17 protein-coding genes are annotated in these 14,737 nt (G+C 69.9%); 2 read left to right on the plus strand and 15 right to left on the minus strand.

All coding sequences use genetic code 11. The features are described 5' to 3' along the window. Window positions 1–15: 15 nt before the first annotated feature. The 5 genes from ACIBJH_RS40285 to ACIBJH_RS40305 form a co-directional block, all read right to left on the minus strand. Window positions 16–612: an MBL fold metallo-hydrolase gene (locus ACIBJH_RS40285; RefSeq protein WP_399121905.1), complete on the minus strand. Its 597-nt coding sequence runs from the start codon at window positions 610–612 to the stop codon at window positions 16–18. A 132-nt stretch (window positions 613–744) separates the two neighbouring features. Further along, window positions 745–1,311, minus strand: a complete 567-nt coding sequence (locus ACIBJH_RS40290) for a hypothetical protein (RefSeq protein ID WP_399121906.1) — start codon at window positions 1,309–1,311, stop codon at window positions 745–747. 365 nt (window positions 1,312–1,676) lie between these two features. Then, on the minus strand, window positions 1,677–2,639 hold the full coding sequence (locus ACIBJH_RS40295; protein ID WP_399121988.1) for a phosphotransferase family protein: 963 nt from the start codon (window positions 2,637–2,639) through the stop codon (window positions 1,677–1,679). A gap of 245 nt (window positions 2,640–2,884) precedes the next feature. Next, window positions 2,885–3,514, minus strand: a complete 630-nt coding sequence (locus ACIBJH_RS40300; protein WP_399121907.1) for a chloramphenicol phosphotransferase CPT family protein — start codon at window positions 3,512–3,514, stop codon at window positions 2,885–2,887. A gap of 151 nt (window positions 3,515–3,665) precedes the next feature. Then, on the minus strand, window positions 3,666–4,214 hold the full coding sequence (locus tag ACIBJH_RS40305) for a GNAT family N-acetyltransferase (RefSeq protein ID WP_399121908.1): 549 nt from the start codon (window positions 4,212–4,214) through the stop codon (window positions 3,666–3,668). A gap of 218 nt (window positions 4,215–4,432) precedes the next feature. Between ACIBJH_RS40305 and ACIBJH_RS40310 the strand changes: the two genes are divergently transcribed. Continuing rightward, entirely contained in the window at window positions 4,433–4,702 is a 270-nt protein-coding gene (locus tag ACIBJH_RS40310) for a hypothetical protein (protein ID WP_399121909.1), read from the plus strand. A 21-nt stretch (window positions 4,703–4,723) separates the two neighbouring features. Here ACIBJH_RS40310 and ACIBJH_RS40315 read toward each other — a convergent pair whose 3' ends face one another. Continuing rightward, the gene (locus ACIBJH_RS40315) at window positions 4,724–5,740 is read right to left on the minus strand and encodes a LacI family DNA-binding transcriptional regulator (protein WP_399121910.1); all 1,017 of its coding nucleotides are present in this window, start codon (window positions 5,738–5,740) and stop codon (window positions 4,724–4,726) included. Window positions 5,741–6,041: 301 nt separating this feature from the next. On the opposite strand from ACIBJH_RS40315, the gene ACIBJH_RS40320 reads away from it, so the two are divergent. Then, entirely contained in the window at window positions 6,042–6,620 is a 579-nt protein-coding gene (locus tag ACIBJH_RS40320) for a cysteine dioxygenase (protein WP_399121911.1), read from the plus strand. A 119-nt stretch (window positions 6,621–6,739) separates the two neighbouring features. Here ACIBJH_RS40320 and pyrE read toward each other — a convergent pair whose 3' ends face one another. The 9 genes from pyrE to ACIBJH_RS40365 all read right to left on the minus strand — a co-directional run bounded on the left by pyrE (window position 6,740) and on the right by ACIBJH_RS40365 (window position 14,719). After that, a complete protein-coding gene (pyrE, locus tag ACIBJH_RS40325) occupies window positions 6,740–7,267 on the minus strand; it encodes an orotate phosphoribosyltransferase (RefSeq protein WP_399121912.1) in 528 nt (175 codons plus the stop codon). Window positions 7,268–7,328: 61 nt separating this feature from the next. Next, on the minus strand, window positions 7,329–8,120 hold the full coding sequence (locus ACIBJH_RS40330) for an aspartate/glutamate racemase family protein (RefSeq protein WP_399121913.1): 792 nt from the start codon (window positions 8,118–8,120) through the stop codon (window positions 7,329–7,331). Between the two features lie 54 nt (window positions 8,121–8,174). Next, complete coding sequence (locus ACIBJH_RS40335) at window positions 8,175–8,657, minus strand: MarR family winged helix-turn-helix transcriptional regulator (RefSeq protein ID WP_399121914.1); 483 nt, start codon at window positions 8,655–8,657, stop codon at window positions 8,175–8,177. A gap of 74 nt (window positions 8,658–8,731) precedes the next feature. Beyond that, on the minus strand, window positions 8,732–9,580 hold the full coding sequence (locus tag ACIBJH_RS40340) for an alpha/beta fold hydrolase (protein WP_399121915.1): 849 nt from the start codon (window positions 9,578–9,580) through the stop codon (window positions 8,732–8,734). 33 nt (window positions 9,581–9,613) lie between these two features. Then, on the minus strand, window positions 9,614–10,276 hold the full coding sequence (locus ACIBJH_RS40345) for an isochorismatase family protein (RefSeq protein WP_399121916.1): 663 nt from the start codon (window positions 10,274–10,276) through the stop codon (window positions 9,614–9,616). Next, the gene (locus ACIBJH_RS40350; RefSeq protein WP_399121918.1) at window positions 10,273–10,950 is read right to left on the minus strand and encodes an SRPBCC family protein; all 678 of its coding nucleotides are present in this window, start codon (window positions 10,948–10,950) and stop codon (window positions 10,273–10,275) included. The genes ACIBJH_RS40345 and ACIBJH_RS40350 overlap by 4 nt, the downstream gene beginning before the upstream one ends. A gap of 3 nt (window positions 10,951–10,953) precedes the next feature. After that, entirely contained in the window at window positions 10,954–11,499 is a 546-nt protein-coding gene (locus ACIBJH_RS40355; protein WP_399121919.1) for a (2Fe-2S)-binding protein, read from the minus strand. Beyond that, complete coding sequence (locus ACIBJH_RS40360) at window positions 11,496–13,874, minus strand: xanthine dehydrogenase family protein molybdopterin-binding subunit (RefSeq protein WP_399121920.1); 2,379 nt, start codon at window positions 13,872–13,874, stop codon at window positions 11,496–11,498. The genes ACIBJH_RS40355 and ACIBJH_RS40360 overlap by 4 nt, the downstream gene beginning before the upstream one ends. Further along, window positions 13,871–14,719: an FAD binding domain-containing protein gene (locus tag ACIBJH_RS40365; protein WP_399121921.1), complete on the minus strand. Its 849-nt coding sequence runs from the start codon at window positions 14,717–14,719 to the stop codon at window positions 13,871–13,873. The genes ACIBJH_RS40360 and ACIBJH_RS40365 overlap by 4 nt, the downstream gene beginning before the upstream one ends. Window positions 14,720–14,737 lie beyond the last annotated feature (18 nt).

The raw sequence follows: 14,737 nt of genomic DNA on the forward strand, positions 1-14,737 counted from the left end.
GCCGGGCCATGGTGCTCAGGCGGTCGACTCCGGTGGGAGCCAGCGGTAGCGATCACCGCACTCCTCGGTGAGCCAGCCGTTGAGGCTGCTCAATCCCCGCTCGTTGATCTGCCCGTCGTGGATGCCGTACGCCCGCTCCGGATCGACGGCGCGTACGAAGTCGATGGCCTCGTCCGTCTTCATCCATGAACCTTGCAGGGGGACCAACAGTGTCTCCACCGGTTGGTCGGGGAGGTGCAGGGAGTCCCCGGGATGGTAGAGGTCGGACTCGACCAGGTAGCCGAGGTTGGCGCAGTCCGGGCGGTCGCCGTAGATCCGCGCGTGCCGCCCGCCATGGGCGGTCACACGGAAGCCCGCCGCGGTGAACTCCTCACCCGCGACGACCCCGGTGAAGTCCAGGCCGGGGATCCGCGCGGTCTTGGGGGCGTAGACGGGGACGCCCAACCCCCTCAGCCGCAACAGGTCGACGTGGTCGTTGTGCTCGTGGGTCACCAGGACCGCGTCCGCGCCGACGAGTGCCTCGGGCTCACTCCAGATGCCGGGATCGATGACCAGTGTCCTGTTGTTGCGTTCCAACCGGACACAGGAATGGGTGTACTTGGTAATCCGCATCCGCGTGAGCCTAGCCGGAAGACCGTGCCGATTCACTGGGGGAATGGCCGGAAAATGCCGCAAGGACATATCCCTGGATTGTGCTCGGCCGACCAGCGGGAATCCGCGAAACGCATACCAAGGAGGACGCGGCTATCGCGTCAACTTCCCTCTGGTTGGTTCGCAATCGGAACAGTTCGGGATCCAGCAAACACGGAATCGATCGTTCACCGGCCTCTTGCGCAGAAACTGCTTCGCCGCCTCGATTGTTTCCCTGTTGAGTTCCTCGACGGAGACTCCCGAGCTCTCCTCCCATTCGTCCAGGTTGAGAGCGCATGAGACGAGGGACTGCAGTTCTTCGGGGTAGCCGAGGTCGTAGGCGATGTCTGACCAGATGAGGTGGGTGCCGGCGGCGGGATCGAGAGTTCCGTCGGCTATCTGACCGGCGATCCAGTGGGCCATCGCCCACTTTGCGGCCCTGGGGTCGCCGGGCGGACGGAAGACCAGTCCCAGCTCTTCCAGTACCTGGTCGAAGAGCGCAGGCGCTTCGGATTCCTCGCTCCGAAGGAGGCCGGCCGACATGGCAAGGGAGGGACTGTCGACCTCGGCGACGAGTGCGTCAAGCCCTGCCTGGATGAGCCGGTCGGATCCGACGTGTCTACCGAATGCCCGTTCGTGCGCGATGTGGCTGAGCTGCTTGAGGGCATCATCGCGGGTCATCAGCGTCTTCTCGGTCGGCGTCCGGGAAAGGAAGGCTCGCACATCCGCCGCCGTTCCCGCATCGCGTTTCTCTTCGGCCTTCTTCGGCCTGTCGCGCGGTCAGCCATGCCGTTGGTGGCGCCGGTTCGCGGCCAGGCAGGGTGTCGAGGGGCTGGTGGCATTCGCCGTCCGTGATGACAGAGGCATACGAGTGTGCGCGGCGGGCCGGGCACCGCCCGTCCTGTCGGCGTGAGTTCGACACGCTCCAGTGCGGGCAGACCTCACCGGCCGACCGGTCCCTCAGCGCGATGTCGACCGTGCCGAACGCGATGGTCACCTTCTCGACGTCGATGGTGTCGATCCCGCAAGCCGCGGACCGCCTTGGTTCAGCCCAGCGCGTCCATCAGGGCGACGACATAGGCATCCAGCCGCTCCTCCACCGCCCGCGTCGTCAGCTCCACCCTCCCGGCCTGCTGCCACGGCCGGACCACGAGCGCCACGCCACCCGCAAATGCCAGCGCGTCCAGCAAGCGCCAGTACAACCGCTCGCTCGCCGCCGACGCCAGGACCCCGCCGGCCTCCTCGTACGCGTCGGCGAACCGCAGGCCCCAGGCCGGGCCGTGCAGCATCGCGAGGTTGGTGGAGCAGTGCGCCACATCGAGGTCCGCCGGGCCCCAGGAGGTCTGCACCCAGTCGACGACCCCGGTTATCCGCGGACCTGGCATGCATGGGGGTGACATGTCGAACAGCACGTTGCCGGGGTGGAAGTCCCGGTGCAGGAAACGCCCTTCATAGGGCGGCGCAGGCTTACGGATCACGTCGATCGCCGCGGCCCATGCCGCCACGTCGGCGCCGTCCGGAGGGACGACGGCGTCGGCGGTCGTCCACGCCTTGTACTCCTGGGGCCGCTCGGCGGGTCGTAACGCATGGATCGCCACGAGTTGACGGGCCAGCAGGGGGATGCGCGCCTCCAGCCCCTCATCGCCGAGGACTGTCCGGCCCGCCAGATGTGTCATGAGGAGCGACGGATACTCGCAATGCGAGGCGGTCGGATCAACCGCGACCGGTCCGGGAGCCGCCACGTCCGTCCCCGCGAGCAGGGTGAGGGCGTCGGCCTCCCGATTCAGCAGGTCCTCGGCGTGCTCCACGAAGTACGGGTCGATGAAGGTCCGCAGTACCAGGTCGCGGATGTCTCCATCCTGCGTTCCGACGGTCAGCCGCCGCATTTCGGCGGTGATGCCGCCGTGCAAAACCTCGGTTTTGACGATCCGTTCGCCGGCCTTCAGAAACCGGCCCACCCAGGCCAGGGTCAACGGTCGGACAGCGCCCGTCTCATCGTGGTTGATCACCGTGCCACCCCACCATCCGGATAACGGCTCGCGCAAAAGCTTTTGCGGGCTGAGCTCGTAGCGGTCATGCACACGTGTGGACGTTCCGCCGCGGGCCGGACACGAGGCGGCGTCACAGCGGGCGCTGAGCCTGACATCCGAATGCCCGGCCCGAACGAGCGCGGACAATGGGCCGGACCAGAACACTCTCTCGAATCACGCCCCAATGATCGCTATCGTGGCGGCTTCCCGTGATCGCTGGGCGGTCAGGCGACCGGTGGCTGGGCGAGCGAGGGGTTCGCCCTCAGTTTTTCGAATGCTGTGGGGGTCGGGCGATGCGGTAGGAAGTTCTTGATCTGCTGAGCGCAGTCGGCCGGACTGGCGGTGCTCGTGTCGCACTCGATGTCGTAGAGGCCATGGGCATGGACCTGGGCGATCTGGCGTGCGGCCAGGCCCGGAGGGCGGTCCCCGCGCTCCTGCTCGCGCCGCTGCAGTTCTGGCAAGGGGCAGTGCACGCCGACCAGTACCACGTCTTCGGGGGCGAACAGGGCGACGCAGTCGAGCAGACGCCACTGCTCGCTCAGGACGTGGTCGACCACGATGTTGTTGCCGCCGGCAGCCATGCCGGCGACCGCGCGGTGGAAGCCCATCCAGGTGCGCCTGAGCATGGAGGGCACTTCGTCCGGTGCGATGTCCCGGCGAGCCCGCATGGCATGAAAGGCGTCGACCGGCATGTGGAAGTACGTGTCGTCCAGGACCGGGAGGAGCTCCCTGGCGATACTCGACTTCCCTGAACTGGATGTGCCGTTCAAGAAGATGATCAGTCCGCCGGATGGCTGCGAAGCTCTCGCGGAGTCCGCGATCTGGTGGGATTCGGTTTCTGCTGGAGTTGCCATCTTCTTCCCCCCCCCGCTTTGTGCGCCGCCGGTATCCGATCATGATGCGTGCTCGGTCGTCGGTGTCTATGGGCGCCCCATACAGTGGCCGATTCAGCGGCTGCGATGGCCTGTTGACGCGCTCTGGTGTGAGTGAGTCGGTCCACCGGCCTCAGCCGAACAGCTCGACCGGGGACCACATCCCGAACCACTGCTCGGCGCCCCAATCCTCATACCGTTGGACCTCGGTGAACCCCAGCTTCGCCGCGAGGCGCATCGAGCGCTGGTTGGCGGTCTGGGTGGTGAGCACCACCGGCTCACCTGGCAGCGCTCCGGTGCACCAGTCGAGTACCGCCGCGCACGCCTCCGCGGCGTACCCGTGTCCCCACGCCTGCGGCAGGAACATGTAGCCGAGTTCGGCCTCCGAGGTCCCGGGGCAGGCGTGGACCGGATGCTTCGGGTCGCGCCGGTCGAGCGTGACGATCCCGATCATCGTCCCGTCGAGTTCGACCACGAAGAGGCCCGGGCGCCGCTTGGGCGCCTCGGGCACCGCACTCTCGAACTCGTCACGCTGTCGAGGGCCACCGATGTAGGTGCCCACCTCAGGCGAGGTGAACAACTCGATGACTGCCGCACGGTCTTGGGCCTCGGGCTCACGGAGTACAAGCCGCTCGGTCCTGATCGGGGCAGGGGGCCAGGCGACGGGTCCCAACTCAGTCATGCGGGCCAGCCAATCACCAGGCTCGGCAGCGATCAATGTTCGCGGCCCGATCAACCCACCTGCCCGGGCCCGTCCTCTTTCTCTCGGATCCCCTTCACCGAGCCACAACCTGCACTGCTTCGCCGTGCGGATTCGAGGATGGGATCTCTGACGTCATCTCTCGTGAACGTCGCGAGGCCACCGGCTCTCAGGCCCTGCCCGACGGAGGCGGCCACACCGTGTGGACCCGCGCCCGCGAGACCGTGGCCTGCGGCCGGTTCGGTCAGCACGTCGTGGCCGCGAGCGGCTGGTGCTCTCCGAACGGCCACTGGTACGCGCTGGCCGCCGACAGCCGCACCGTCACCAGCCTCACAGTGAGCGGCGACATCACGACCACGAAGCGATCTCGCACCCTCGCCGTACCCGCTCCCCGCGACCCGCACATCATCGTCCGGGCGCGTCTCGCAGGCGGCGAAGGGCTGGACGGCGTAGGCACTCCCGGAACGTGAGCCCTGTGCCCGTCTGCCGGTCTACCGGCGTGCGGTCCTCGGCGGCGCGACCGAACCGCGTGGCTTCGCCGCCGGAGGCAGGACTTTGCGACGGCTGAGTTTGTTCTCGTCGATCGCTTTGACCGTGCGCTTGACCACCAGGTCCACCAGCAGGTCGGCGGGCCACCGGTAGCTGGACAGCGGCGGTGTCAACAGCCGCGACAACGGGTGGTCGTCGAAGCCCATGACCGAGACGTCGTCCGGTACTTCGAGTCCCAGCTCCCGGGCCCCGGCATAGACGCCGTAGGCCATCGAATCGGCCAGGCACAGAAACGCGGTCGGCGGATTCGCGGAGCCCAGTACGGTCCGCGCCACGGCGGTGGCGCCGTCCAGGTCGTGCGGTGAGGGGTGGAGTGTGACGTCCAGCCCGAGACTCCGCGCGACCCGATGGGCGATCACCTCGGCGGGGCGGTCGGGGGTGGTGGGTCGGCTCGGGGTCATGACGGCGATCCTGCGGTGACCGCAGTCGACGAGTCGGTGGAAGGCGTCGGTGACCCCGGCCTCGTTGTCGAAAACGACCTCCGCCGCGGTGGCCGCACCTGGCAGTCCGTCACCGATGGACGTCAGCACCGTCCGCCGGGCGACCTCCTTCCAGTGCGCGGCGGCCGGGTCGACCGGCAGCACGATCAGCGCGTCCACCCGCTGGTCGGCCAGTTGGGAGGCGAGCGTCGCCTCAAGCTCGGGGTCGTTGGAGGCGTCGACGATCAGCGCGTGCCGGCCGACGCCGAGGAACCTGCGGCCCAGGGCGGCGGCGAGGTCCTGCTGCCAGACGTCGGCGAGCGACCCGCACAGCACTCCGACATACCCGGTGCGACCGGAGGCCAGGGCGCGGGCGATCGGGTCCGCCTGGTAGCCGAGCCGATCGGCCACCTCGCGGACGCGTCGCTGGGTCTCGGGCGGTACTTGAAGACCGCGGAGCGCGTAGGACACCGCGGCGGCGGAGAGCCCGGTCTCCTCCGCGATGTCGCGCAGGGTGATCCGCCGCGGCTGTTTTGGCACGTCGCCAGTGTAACGACTCGATGAACTGGCGAGCCGCTCCTGCCGTCCGGAGCGGAGCGACCCTCGGCGCACATTGACACCGGCTTGACTTAAGCGCTTCACTGGAACGCATCACTGAAGCGCTTAACCAAAGAGACGGCACGAGCGGACACAGTGCGACCGCCATTCGCCAACACCCGTGTCCGGAATGCCTCGTCGGCCAGTTGTGCCTGGTCCCGTGCACGATCCTTCGTCGTACGACCGCCGTGCGTGCCGCACGCGTCGGCAATCCACACCACCTCCTACTCGAAGGAGTACGACCATGACCGCACCGCTGCCGTCCCACGACCTCGACACCGCAGCCGCCCGCGATGCCGAGCCGTGGCACCGGGTGCGGGCGGCCGTCACTCTCGACGCGCTCCCGGGCCGCGACCTGGACAAGCGGGAACTGCTGGAACTGGCCTCGTCGATCGCCGCGGACCCCGGCAGCTGGCGTGAGCACGTGGCCTTCGACGACGACAAGCGGCACTACGTCTCGCTGTACCGGGACGCCCATGTCGATGTCTGGGTGCTGTGCTGGACGCCGCGGAACGACACCGGCTGGCACGATCACGATGTTTCGTCCGGCGCCGTGGCGGTGGCCGAGGGAGCACTCGTCGAACACAATCTGGCCGTCGGCGTGCCGAGCCTGGCGACCGAGGTGTCGGCCGGTCAGGTCTTCTGCTTCGGCCCCGACCACATCCACCGGCTCACCGGACGCGATGCCGGGAGCGTGTCGATCCACACCTACTCTCCGCCGCTGTGGCGGATGGGCCAGTACGCGGTCGCTCGCAACGGGATCCTCCGCCGCACCGCGGTCTCCTACGCCGACGAGCTGCGTCCACTGGACGACATGGCCTGACCCGACTCGTGCAGTTCGCTGCTGACGGCCGGAGATCTGCGCGCTTCGTGGCGTAGTGGGCCCGGGAGTCGGGACCGCTGAGCGAGGCGAACGAATGCCGCCGGCCGACCGCCCGCAGATCAGGCGGCGGCAGCGCGCAGATCTCCGGCCGTCAGCAGCGACAACAGCCCGATGTCCTCGGCCGCGAGGGCCTCGGCGCCGCCTTGTTCACGGTCGATCACGCACAGAGCCGTAGAGACCTGAGCCCCCAGACCACGCAGGTCCGCGGTCGACAGCACGATCTGTCCGCCGCTGGTGACCACGTCCTCGACGACCAGCACCCGACGGCCCTCGACCTCGGCTCCTTCGGCGAGACGGCAGGTGCCGTACGGTTTGGCCTGCTTCCGCACGAACGCGCAGGGCAGGCCCGTGTGTCGGCCGAGCGCGGTCACCACCGGGATGCCGCCCATCTCCAGGCCGGCCAGGACCTCGGTGCCGGAAGGCACCAGCGGAACCATCCGCCGGGCGATCTCGTCCAGCAGGACCGGGTCGCCCTCGAACCGGTACTTGTCGAAGTACTCCGTGGCAGTTCGTCCGGACCGAAGCGTGAAACGCCCCGTCAGATGAGAGGCGGCATGGATACGGCGAGCGAGATCAGAATGTGTCACAGGCGTCCAGTCTTCCAGCCGCTCGTCCGCGCGAGGACACCGGCTCCCTCCACGCTGTCCGTCACGGCCGCCCAGGACCTGCCCCTTCCTGGCCTCCGGCCCCGGCCCGGCCGCTGAGCAGGCTGCCCGCGCCGGGAACGACCGCGGGCAGGCCCAGTTCGACGAGGGCGCGGTACGCCGTCGCGGTGGCCGCCGAGAGCACGGGAAGCCCCGCCGCTTCCTCCACCGGCTGGATCGACGGCAGCGAAGGCATCTGGACACAGGCGGACAGGACGAGCGCGTCGGCCCGTGACAGATCCAGGCGTCGCCAGTGCTCGCGCAGATCGGCGGGGTCGAGGCGGGCGACGGCCAGATTGTCCGGTACCTCCAGGCTCAGCGCGTCCACCACCTCGATGCCCGCGTCCTCGATGTAGTCGGCCACGAGCTGCGTGAGCGGCTTCAGATACGGCGTGACGATCGCGACCCGGCGGGCCTCAAGCGCCCTGATGCCGTCGAGGAGAGCGCCCGCGCTCGACACCACGGGGGCCTGTGAACCCTCGGTGCGCAGTACATCGGTGATCTCGTCCTCGGCGGTGCAGTGGTACCCGGACCCCTGCGCCATGATCGCCACGAGGCAGGCCGTGACGACGACATCGGGCCGGGCGTCGGCCAGTTCCAGTGCCGCTCGCCCGGTCTGCGCGTTCATGGCGCGCAGCTGCTCGGGCGTGACGTGCCGCATGCGCATACGGCTGCTGTGGAAGACGAACCGGTCCTCCGGGACCAGGGACTCCCGCTGCCGCATCATGCGCGGCAGTTCCGTCTCCATGGTCAGGTTCGAGCTGGGCACGATCATGCCGATGTGGTGATCGGTCACGGGATCCTCCGGGTGTGGTCGGCCACCGGGGATCCGGAAACCGCCGCCGCGGAGTCAGGAGCCCTCGGTGAGTCCCTCCCAGTGGTCGGCGAGGGACGTGAACAGGTGCATGATGTGCTCGCGCTGCTCCGGCCCGAACGGCTCAAGAAGCCGCTCGTCGAGCTGCCGGGCGCGGAGGTTCGCGTCGTGGAGGGTCTCCTCGCCCTCCTCCGTGAGATAGAGCAGCTTGCGCCGGCCGTCGTCCGCGGCCGTCCTGCGCACGATCAGGCCCCGGTTCTCCAGGCGCCGGGCGACATCCGCCATCGTCGACGTGTCCAGGGAGACCGCCGACGCCATGGAACGCTGGTCGCTCCCCGGAGCCGCGTCCACGGCCTGGAGCACCGCGAACTGCGGGCCCGTGAGCGTCGGGTCGACGGCACGGATCCAGACCGCCAGATACGCCTGGTAGAGGCGGCGGACCTGGTAGCCGGGCGCGGCGGTGAGCTCCGGGGGAGGCCCGGGAGGCGTGGACGTCGGGGCTGTGGTTTCGTCACCCATGACGCCCACTTAAGCACGGCACTTGATCGAGTCGTCAGCCGGAGGGGCGATCTCCGGGAACCCGCGCGCCGACGTCACACCAGCATCGGACGCAGCACCTGGCGCAGGGCCGCGAGTGCGGCGCGCGGGCTGTCCCAGAACAGCATGTGGCCGGCGTCCGGGACCTCGGCCAGTACGGCCGACGGCAGGAGCCGGGCCGCTTCCGCCGCGCCCTGAGCGGTGACGACCGGGCTGTCCGCGCCGTACAGAAGTGCCGTGGGCCCGGGCACGGAGGGCCACCACTCGAAGAAGTCCTCGCTCTCGAAGCCGCGGTGCGTGGCCGTGACGGCCTCCGGGTCGCAACTCGCCAGCCAGCGCGCCCGTAGCTCCTGCTCCCGGCGTGGCCAGCGCGGCCAGGACCGGGCCACCTCGTCCGCGTCGGTGCCGCGCCGCGCCTGCGCCAGCTGGTCGAGGAAGACGTCCAGGGACGTGGGATAGGGCCCACGTCCGGGGCCGCTCATCGGCGGGTCGCCCAGCACGGTGCCCCGCAGCGCCACCTTGGCCCGGACGGCGGTCACGGCCGCGATCCGCGCGCCCATGGAGTGCCCGAAGAGGACCGGCCGGTGCAGACCGAGGCCCGCGACGACGGCCTCGGTGTCCTCGGCGTACTCCTCCAGCCCGTACGATCCACCGCCGTCGGACAGCCCGCGCCCACGGACGTCGACGACCAACGGCCGTACGAGCGACGTCAGTTCACGGGCCACGAAGTCCATCGCGACGGCCGGACTGGTGATGCCGGGCAACACGACCAGCGGGACGCCGTGACCCCCGTAGTCCAGGACGTGCAGGCGTGCGCCGCCCGAGCGGACCCAGCGGCTGGTGGCGGGGACGTCGGCGAGATCGGCGAGTGCGGACTGCGCGAGCAGGCGGGTGGGTGGGGGCATGGGGATCTCCAAGTGGGCGGAGCGGCAAGGGGGTTACGGGGCTGTCCTCGGCAGTCCTTCGAGGTAGCCGACGGCGTCCTTGAGGTCGATCACGTCGCCGTACTTGGCCTGGATGTCGAAGAGGTTCGCCTCGTGCGGACCCGGCGCGCGGTCACCGACGCACTCCCTCGGCACCAGCACCGAGAACCCGGACTGCACGGCGTCCACGGCGGTGGCCCGTACGCAACCGCTGGTCGTCGCGCCGCACACCAGCACCGTGTCGCGGCCGAGTCCGGTCAACAGGGCGGCCAGGGACGTACCGAAGAACGCGGACGCGCCCTTCTTCACGATCAGATGGTCCTGCGGCACCCGGGGGAGCCGTGGGTCCAGCGCGACCTCGTCGCCGCCTTCGACCAGGCTCCGCATGCCCCGCGACTTGTGCAGCCAGGTGACGGCGTCGCCCGCCGCCTCGGCCGGTGTGTAGGCGATCGCGGTGAACACCACCGGTACGCCGGCCGGACGCGCCGCCGCGATCAACCTGCCGGTGGCACCGACGACTTCGGTGAGGTCGGCGCCCGAGGGGAAGGCCGGTTCGGTGAAACCGCGGGTGAGGTCGACGACGATGATCGCGGGGCTGCTGCCGCGGCGCACGGGTGCGCCGAATCCGGCCCGCTCGTAGGTCTGTTCCGTGTCCCGCCCGTACTGGGCCTCGCTCATGACGTCCTCCGCAGTGTCCGCAACTCCCGTGCCTGGGCGCCGAGTCGGCCGAGCAGCCAGCCCTCCAGGACACCGAGGGCGAACACCCCTGCCACCAGGCCGTACTTGGCGGCCCGCGGGCCGAGCAGCATCGCCAGGCCGTCGAGGTCGGAGTCCTGGGCGATGGCCGGCCGCGCGGCTGCGGAAGTCGTCGGAGTCGAGGCCGCGGGCGAAGACGGCCCGGCCGCCCGGTCCTGGTCCAGCAGGCTTCCCAGGTTTCGTGCGAACTGCTGGAGGATCCGGTCCGACACCGTGACGATCGCGCCCTTGCCGAACTGGACGATCTTGCCGCGGATCACCAGGTCCGTGGAGAGCTGGAGCAGCGCTCCCTCGGGCGCCGCGAGAACTTCGAGCGCGACCTCCGCCTCCGCGTCCCCGCTGCCATGGGTGTCCGTACCGCGCGCGTGCACCCGCAGTCGCCGCTTCTCGGCGTCGGTCTCCAGGAAGCGGACGGTGCCCGCGTAGGAGGCGCTGATGGGACCGACCCGGATCTTCACCCGGCCCCGCCAGGCGTCGCCGTCCTGCCCGTCGAGTGCCGCGCCCGGCATGCAGGACGCGACCCGTTCGACGTCGTTCATCAGGGCGAAGACGTCGTCGGGGGAGGCGTTGATCGGCACCGTGTTGGTGAGCTGCATGGGTCAGTGCTCCTTGTCGGCAGGCACGTCACAGGGGGTGGCGCAGGCCCCGCGTCGGGCCGTCGCGCAGGCGTCGATCGCCTCGACAATGGTCTGGTAGCCGGTGCACCGGCACAGGTTCGAAGCCACCACTTCGCGGATCTCCTCCTTGGTCGCCTCCGGCCGTTCGGCGAGGAACCCGTCGGCGAGCATCAGGAAACCGGGCGTACAGAACCCGCACTGCAACGCGTGGTGCTCGGTGAACGCCCGTTGCAGATCGTTCAAGCCGCCCTCACTGTCCGACAGCGACTCGACCGTGCGGATCCGGGCTCCTTCGGCCTGGGCCGCGAACATCAGGCAGGCGCGGACGGGCCGCTCGTCGACCAGCACCGTGCAGGCGCCGCAGATGCCGTGCTCGCAGCCGACGTGCGTACCGGTCAGCCGGAGGTCGTGGCGGAGTACGTCGACGAGGGTGCGGCGGGGCTCGGTGATCACTTCGTGCTGCTCGCCGTTGACGTCGAGGGCGATGAGCTGGAGCGGCGGATGTGTCACCACGGGGTCGGTGTTCATGAGGACAACTCCAGGCTCGGAGCGCCGTTCAGGGCGCGGTGCACGGTCTCGGGGGTGATCGGTGTGTGGTCGAGTTCGACGCCGGTCGGGCGCAGCGCGTCGTTGACGGCGTTGAGGACGGCGGCGGGTGCCCCGATCGTGCCGCCCTCGCCGGCCCCCTTCGCGCCCGTCTCCGTGAACGCGCAGGGCGTCTCCAGATGGTGGATCAGCACGTCCGGGATCTCGTGCGCGGTGGGCACCTTGTAGTCCATGAAGCCGGTCGCCGACGGTTCGCCCTGGGCGTCGTACGTCACCTGCTCGAACAGCGCACCGGCGATGCCCTGCGCGATGCCCCCACGGCACTGCCCCTCCACGACCTGCGGGTTGACGGCGACCCCGCAGTCCTCGACACACACGTACCGCAGGATCTCCACCTGCCCTGTGTCCGCGTGGAGTTCGACGACGCAGCCGTGGGTGGCGTTGGAGAAGGTGCCGTCGTTGAAGACGTCGAAGGTGGCGGTGACCGACAGGCCCGGCTCGATGTCCTTGGGCAGCAAGTGGGCCTGGAGATAGGCGATGTCGGCGATCTGCTCGTAGGTGAGGACGTCGGAGGCGTTACGGCGACGGGCCGCGCCGGACGTCAACTCCACCTCGCCAGGGGTGATTTCCCAGCGGGCGGCGGCGATCGCGCGCAGCTTGTCGCCGAGTTTCGCGGCGGCCAGGCGTACGGCGCTGCCGCCGATGGTGATGGAACGGCTGGCGAAGGTGCCGAAGCCGTAGGTGATGCGGTCGGTGTCGCCCTGATGGAGCCTCACCTTGGCGATGTCCAGGGCGAGTTCGTCGGCGACGATCTGTGCCATCGTCGTCTCGTGGCTCTGTCCGTGGTTCATGGTGCCGGTGGTGAAGGTGACCGTGCCGCTGGTGTCCATCCGTACTTCGGAGATGTCGAAGCCGGGCACCACCTTCATCTTGCGCTGCGCGAAGGCCGCCGAGCCGTAGCCGGTGCGCTCGCTGAAGCACGAGTAGCCGATGCCGAGGTGCCGGCCCTCGGCCGCAGCCGCTGCCTGCTTCTCGTACCAGCCCTCCGCCCGCACGAGCAGTTCGCAGAGGTTGAGCGACTCCAGGTAGGAGCCCGGGTCGTAGGTGATGTTGTTGACGCCCGTGTACGGGAAGTCGGTGATGACGTTGCGGCGGCGGATCTCGACCGGATCCAGGGCCAGTTCACGGGCGGCGCGCTCGAAGAGCCGCTCCATGACCATGACGTACTGGGGCCGGCTCACCCCGCGATACGGCCCGGTGGGGGCCTTGTTGGTGGTGACCGCACGGCCCCGCACCCGGTAGGCGGGCACCTTGTAGACGCCGGGCATCTCGGCGGACGCCATCAGCGGCTCGATGCCCGCCGTGAAGGGGTAGCAGGAGTAGGCGCCCATGTCGCAGACCACGTCCGTGTCGAGCGCGAGGATCCTGCCGTCGGCGTCGAAGGCCGCGCGAGCCCGGTAGTGCTGTTCGCGGGCGAGGAAGGAGGCGGTCAGGGCGTCCTTGCGGTCCTCGATCCACTTCACCGGCCGGCGCAGTCGTAGGGCCGCTGCCGCGGCGGCGATCTCCTCGCGGCCGACCACGCACTTCTGGCCGAACCCGCCGCCCATGTCGGGCACCACGACCCGCACGGCGCGCTCGTCGAGACGCAGACAGCGGGACGCCACCGTCCGTACCTGGTGCGGGATCTGGGTGCAGGTGTGCAGGACGAGCTGTTCCTCGCGGTCGTCCCAGTGGGCCACGGCGCCCCGGGTCTCCAGCGGCAGGGCGTTCTGCCGTCCGGTCCTGGTGTCGACCTCGACGACACAGGGCGCGGACGCGAAGATCCCGTCGATGCCGTCCGTCGCGAACAGCGAGACGTCCACCAGGGTGTTGTGCGCGGCCTCGGCGTGGACGAGGGGGGCGTCGGCCGCGAACGCCGCCTCCTCGGACATGACCGGGGGCAGCGAGATGTACGAGATCTTCGCCGCCTCCAGGCCGTCCTCCGCCGCGTACGCGTCGCGGGCCACGACGATCGCGATCGGCTCACCGACGTAGCGGACCTTGTCGCGGGCCAGGACCGGCATGGCGGTCGGTACGAACTCCGAGAGCGGGCGCCCCAGTTGGGCGACGATGTCGCCCAGCTCCAGGTCCTCGGCCGTGAACGCCGCGACGACGCCCGGGATTTGGAGGACCGCCGACACGTCCACCGAGGCCAGCTCCGCGTGGGCGACGGTGCTGCGCACGAACTGGGCGTGCAGCATGCCGGGCAGGGCGATGTCGTCGACGAACCGGCCGCGCCCGGTGAGCAGTCGGGGATCCTCGCGGCGGCGAACGGCCCTGCCGACCAACTTCCGTTCGTTCATGGGGACATCGCTCATGAGGACACGGCCTCCTCGCAGGCGCGGCGGACCAGGGTCCGGACGAGTTGCCTGCGGTAGTGGGTGCTGCCGGACGCGTCCGCGGGCGGCTCCACGGCCTGCGCCGCGGCCGACGCACAGGCCGCGAACGAACCGCCGTCCGCCAGCACGGCCTCCGCCTCCGGCACTCGGACGGCCGCGGATGCCACCCCGCCGAGCGCGACCCGCCCGGAGCGCACCTCGCCGTCCGCCACATCGAGGTCGACGGCGGCGGCCACCAGGGCGAAGTCCCCGCGCCGCTCGGCGAATTCGGTGAGCGCGGCGTGCGGCGCGGGACGCGGGAAGACGATCTCGACGAGGATCTCGTCCGGGTCGAGGGCCGTCGTGTAGTAGCCGAGGAAGAAGTCCCCGGCGGCGATCGTGCGCTCTCCCCGCGGCCCGCGTGCCACGAACTCCGCGCCGAGCGTCACCGCGAGCAGGCACCACTCGGCGGTGGCGTCGCCGTGCGCCATGCTGCCGCCCACCGTGCCACGGGTACGGATCGGGAGGTGCCCGATCCAGGTCATGGCCCTGTTCAGGACCTCGAAGCCCGCCTCCAGTACCCCGGCCGGGTCGCTCTCCACCGTGTGGTGGGTGGTGAGCGCCCCGATGCGCAGCGCGCCGTCGGCGTCCCGGTGCATCCGGTCCAGTTCCCGCAGGCCGGCTATGTCGACGAGGTGCCCCGGCCGGGCCAGCCGGTAGTTCATCATCGCGACGAGACTCTGTCCGCCGGCGATGACCTTGGCGTCCTCGCCGAGTTCGGCAAGCAGTCGCGCGGCACCGTCGACGTCGCGGGCCCTGTGGTACTGGAAGGGAGCGGGCTTCATGGTCCTCCGTAAGGTGAC

This window comes from Streptomyces sp. NPDC050548 (assembly GCF_044457385.1).
Lineage (GTDB): Bacteria > Actinomycetota > Actinomycetes > Streptomycetales > Streptomycetaceae > Streptomyces.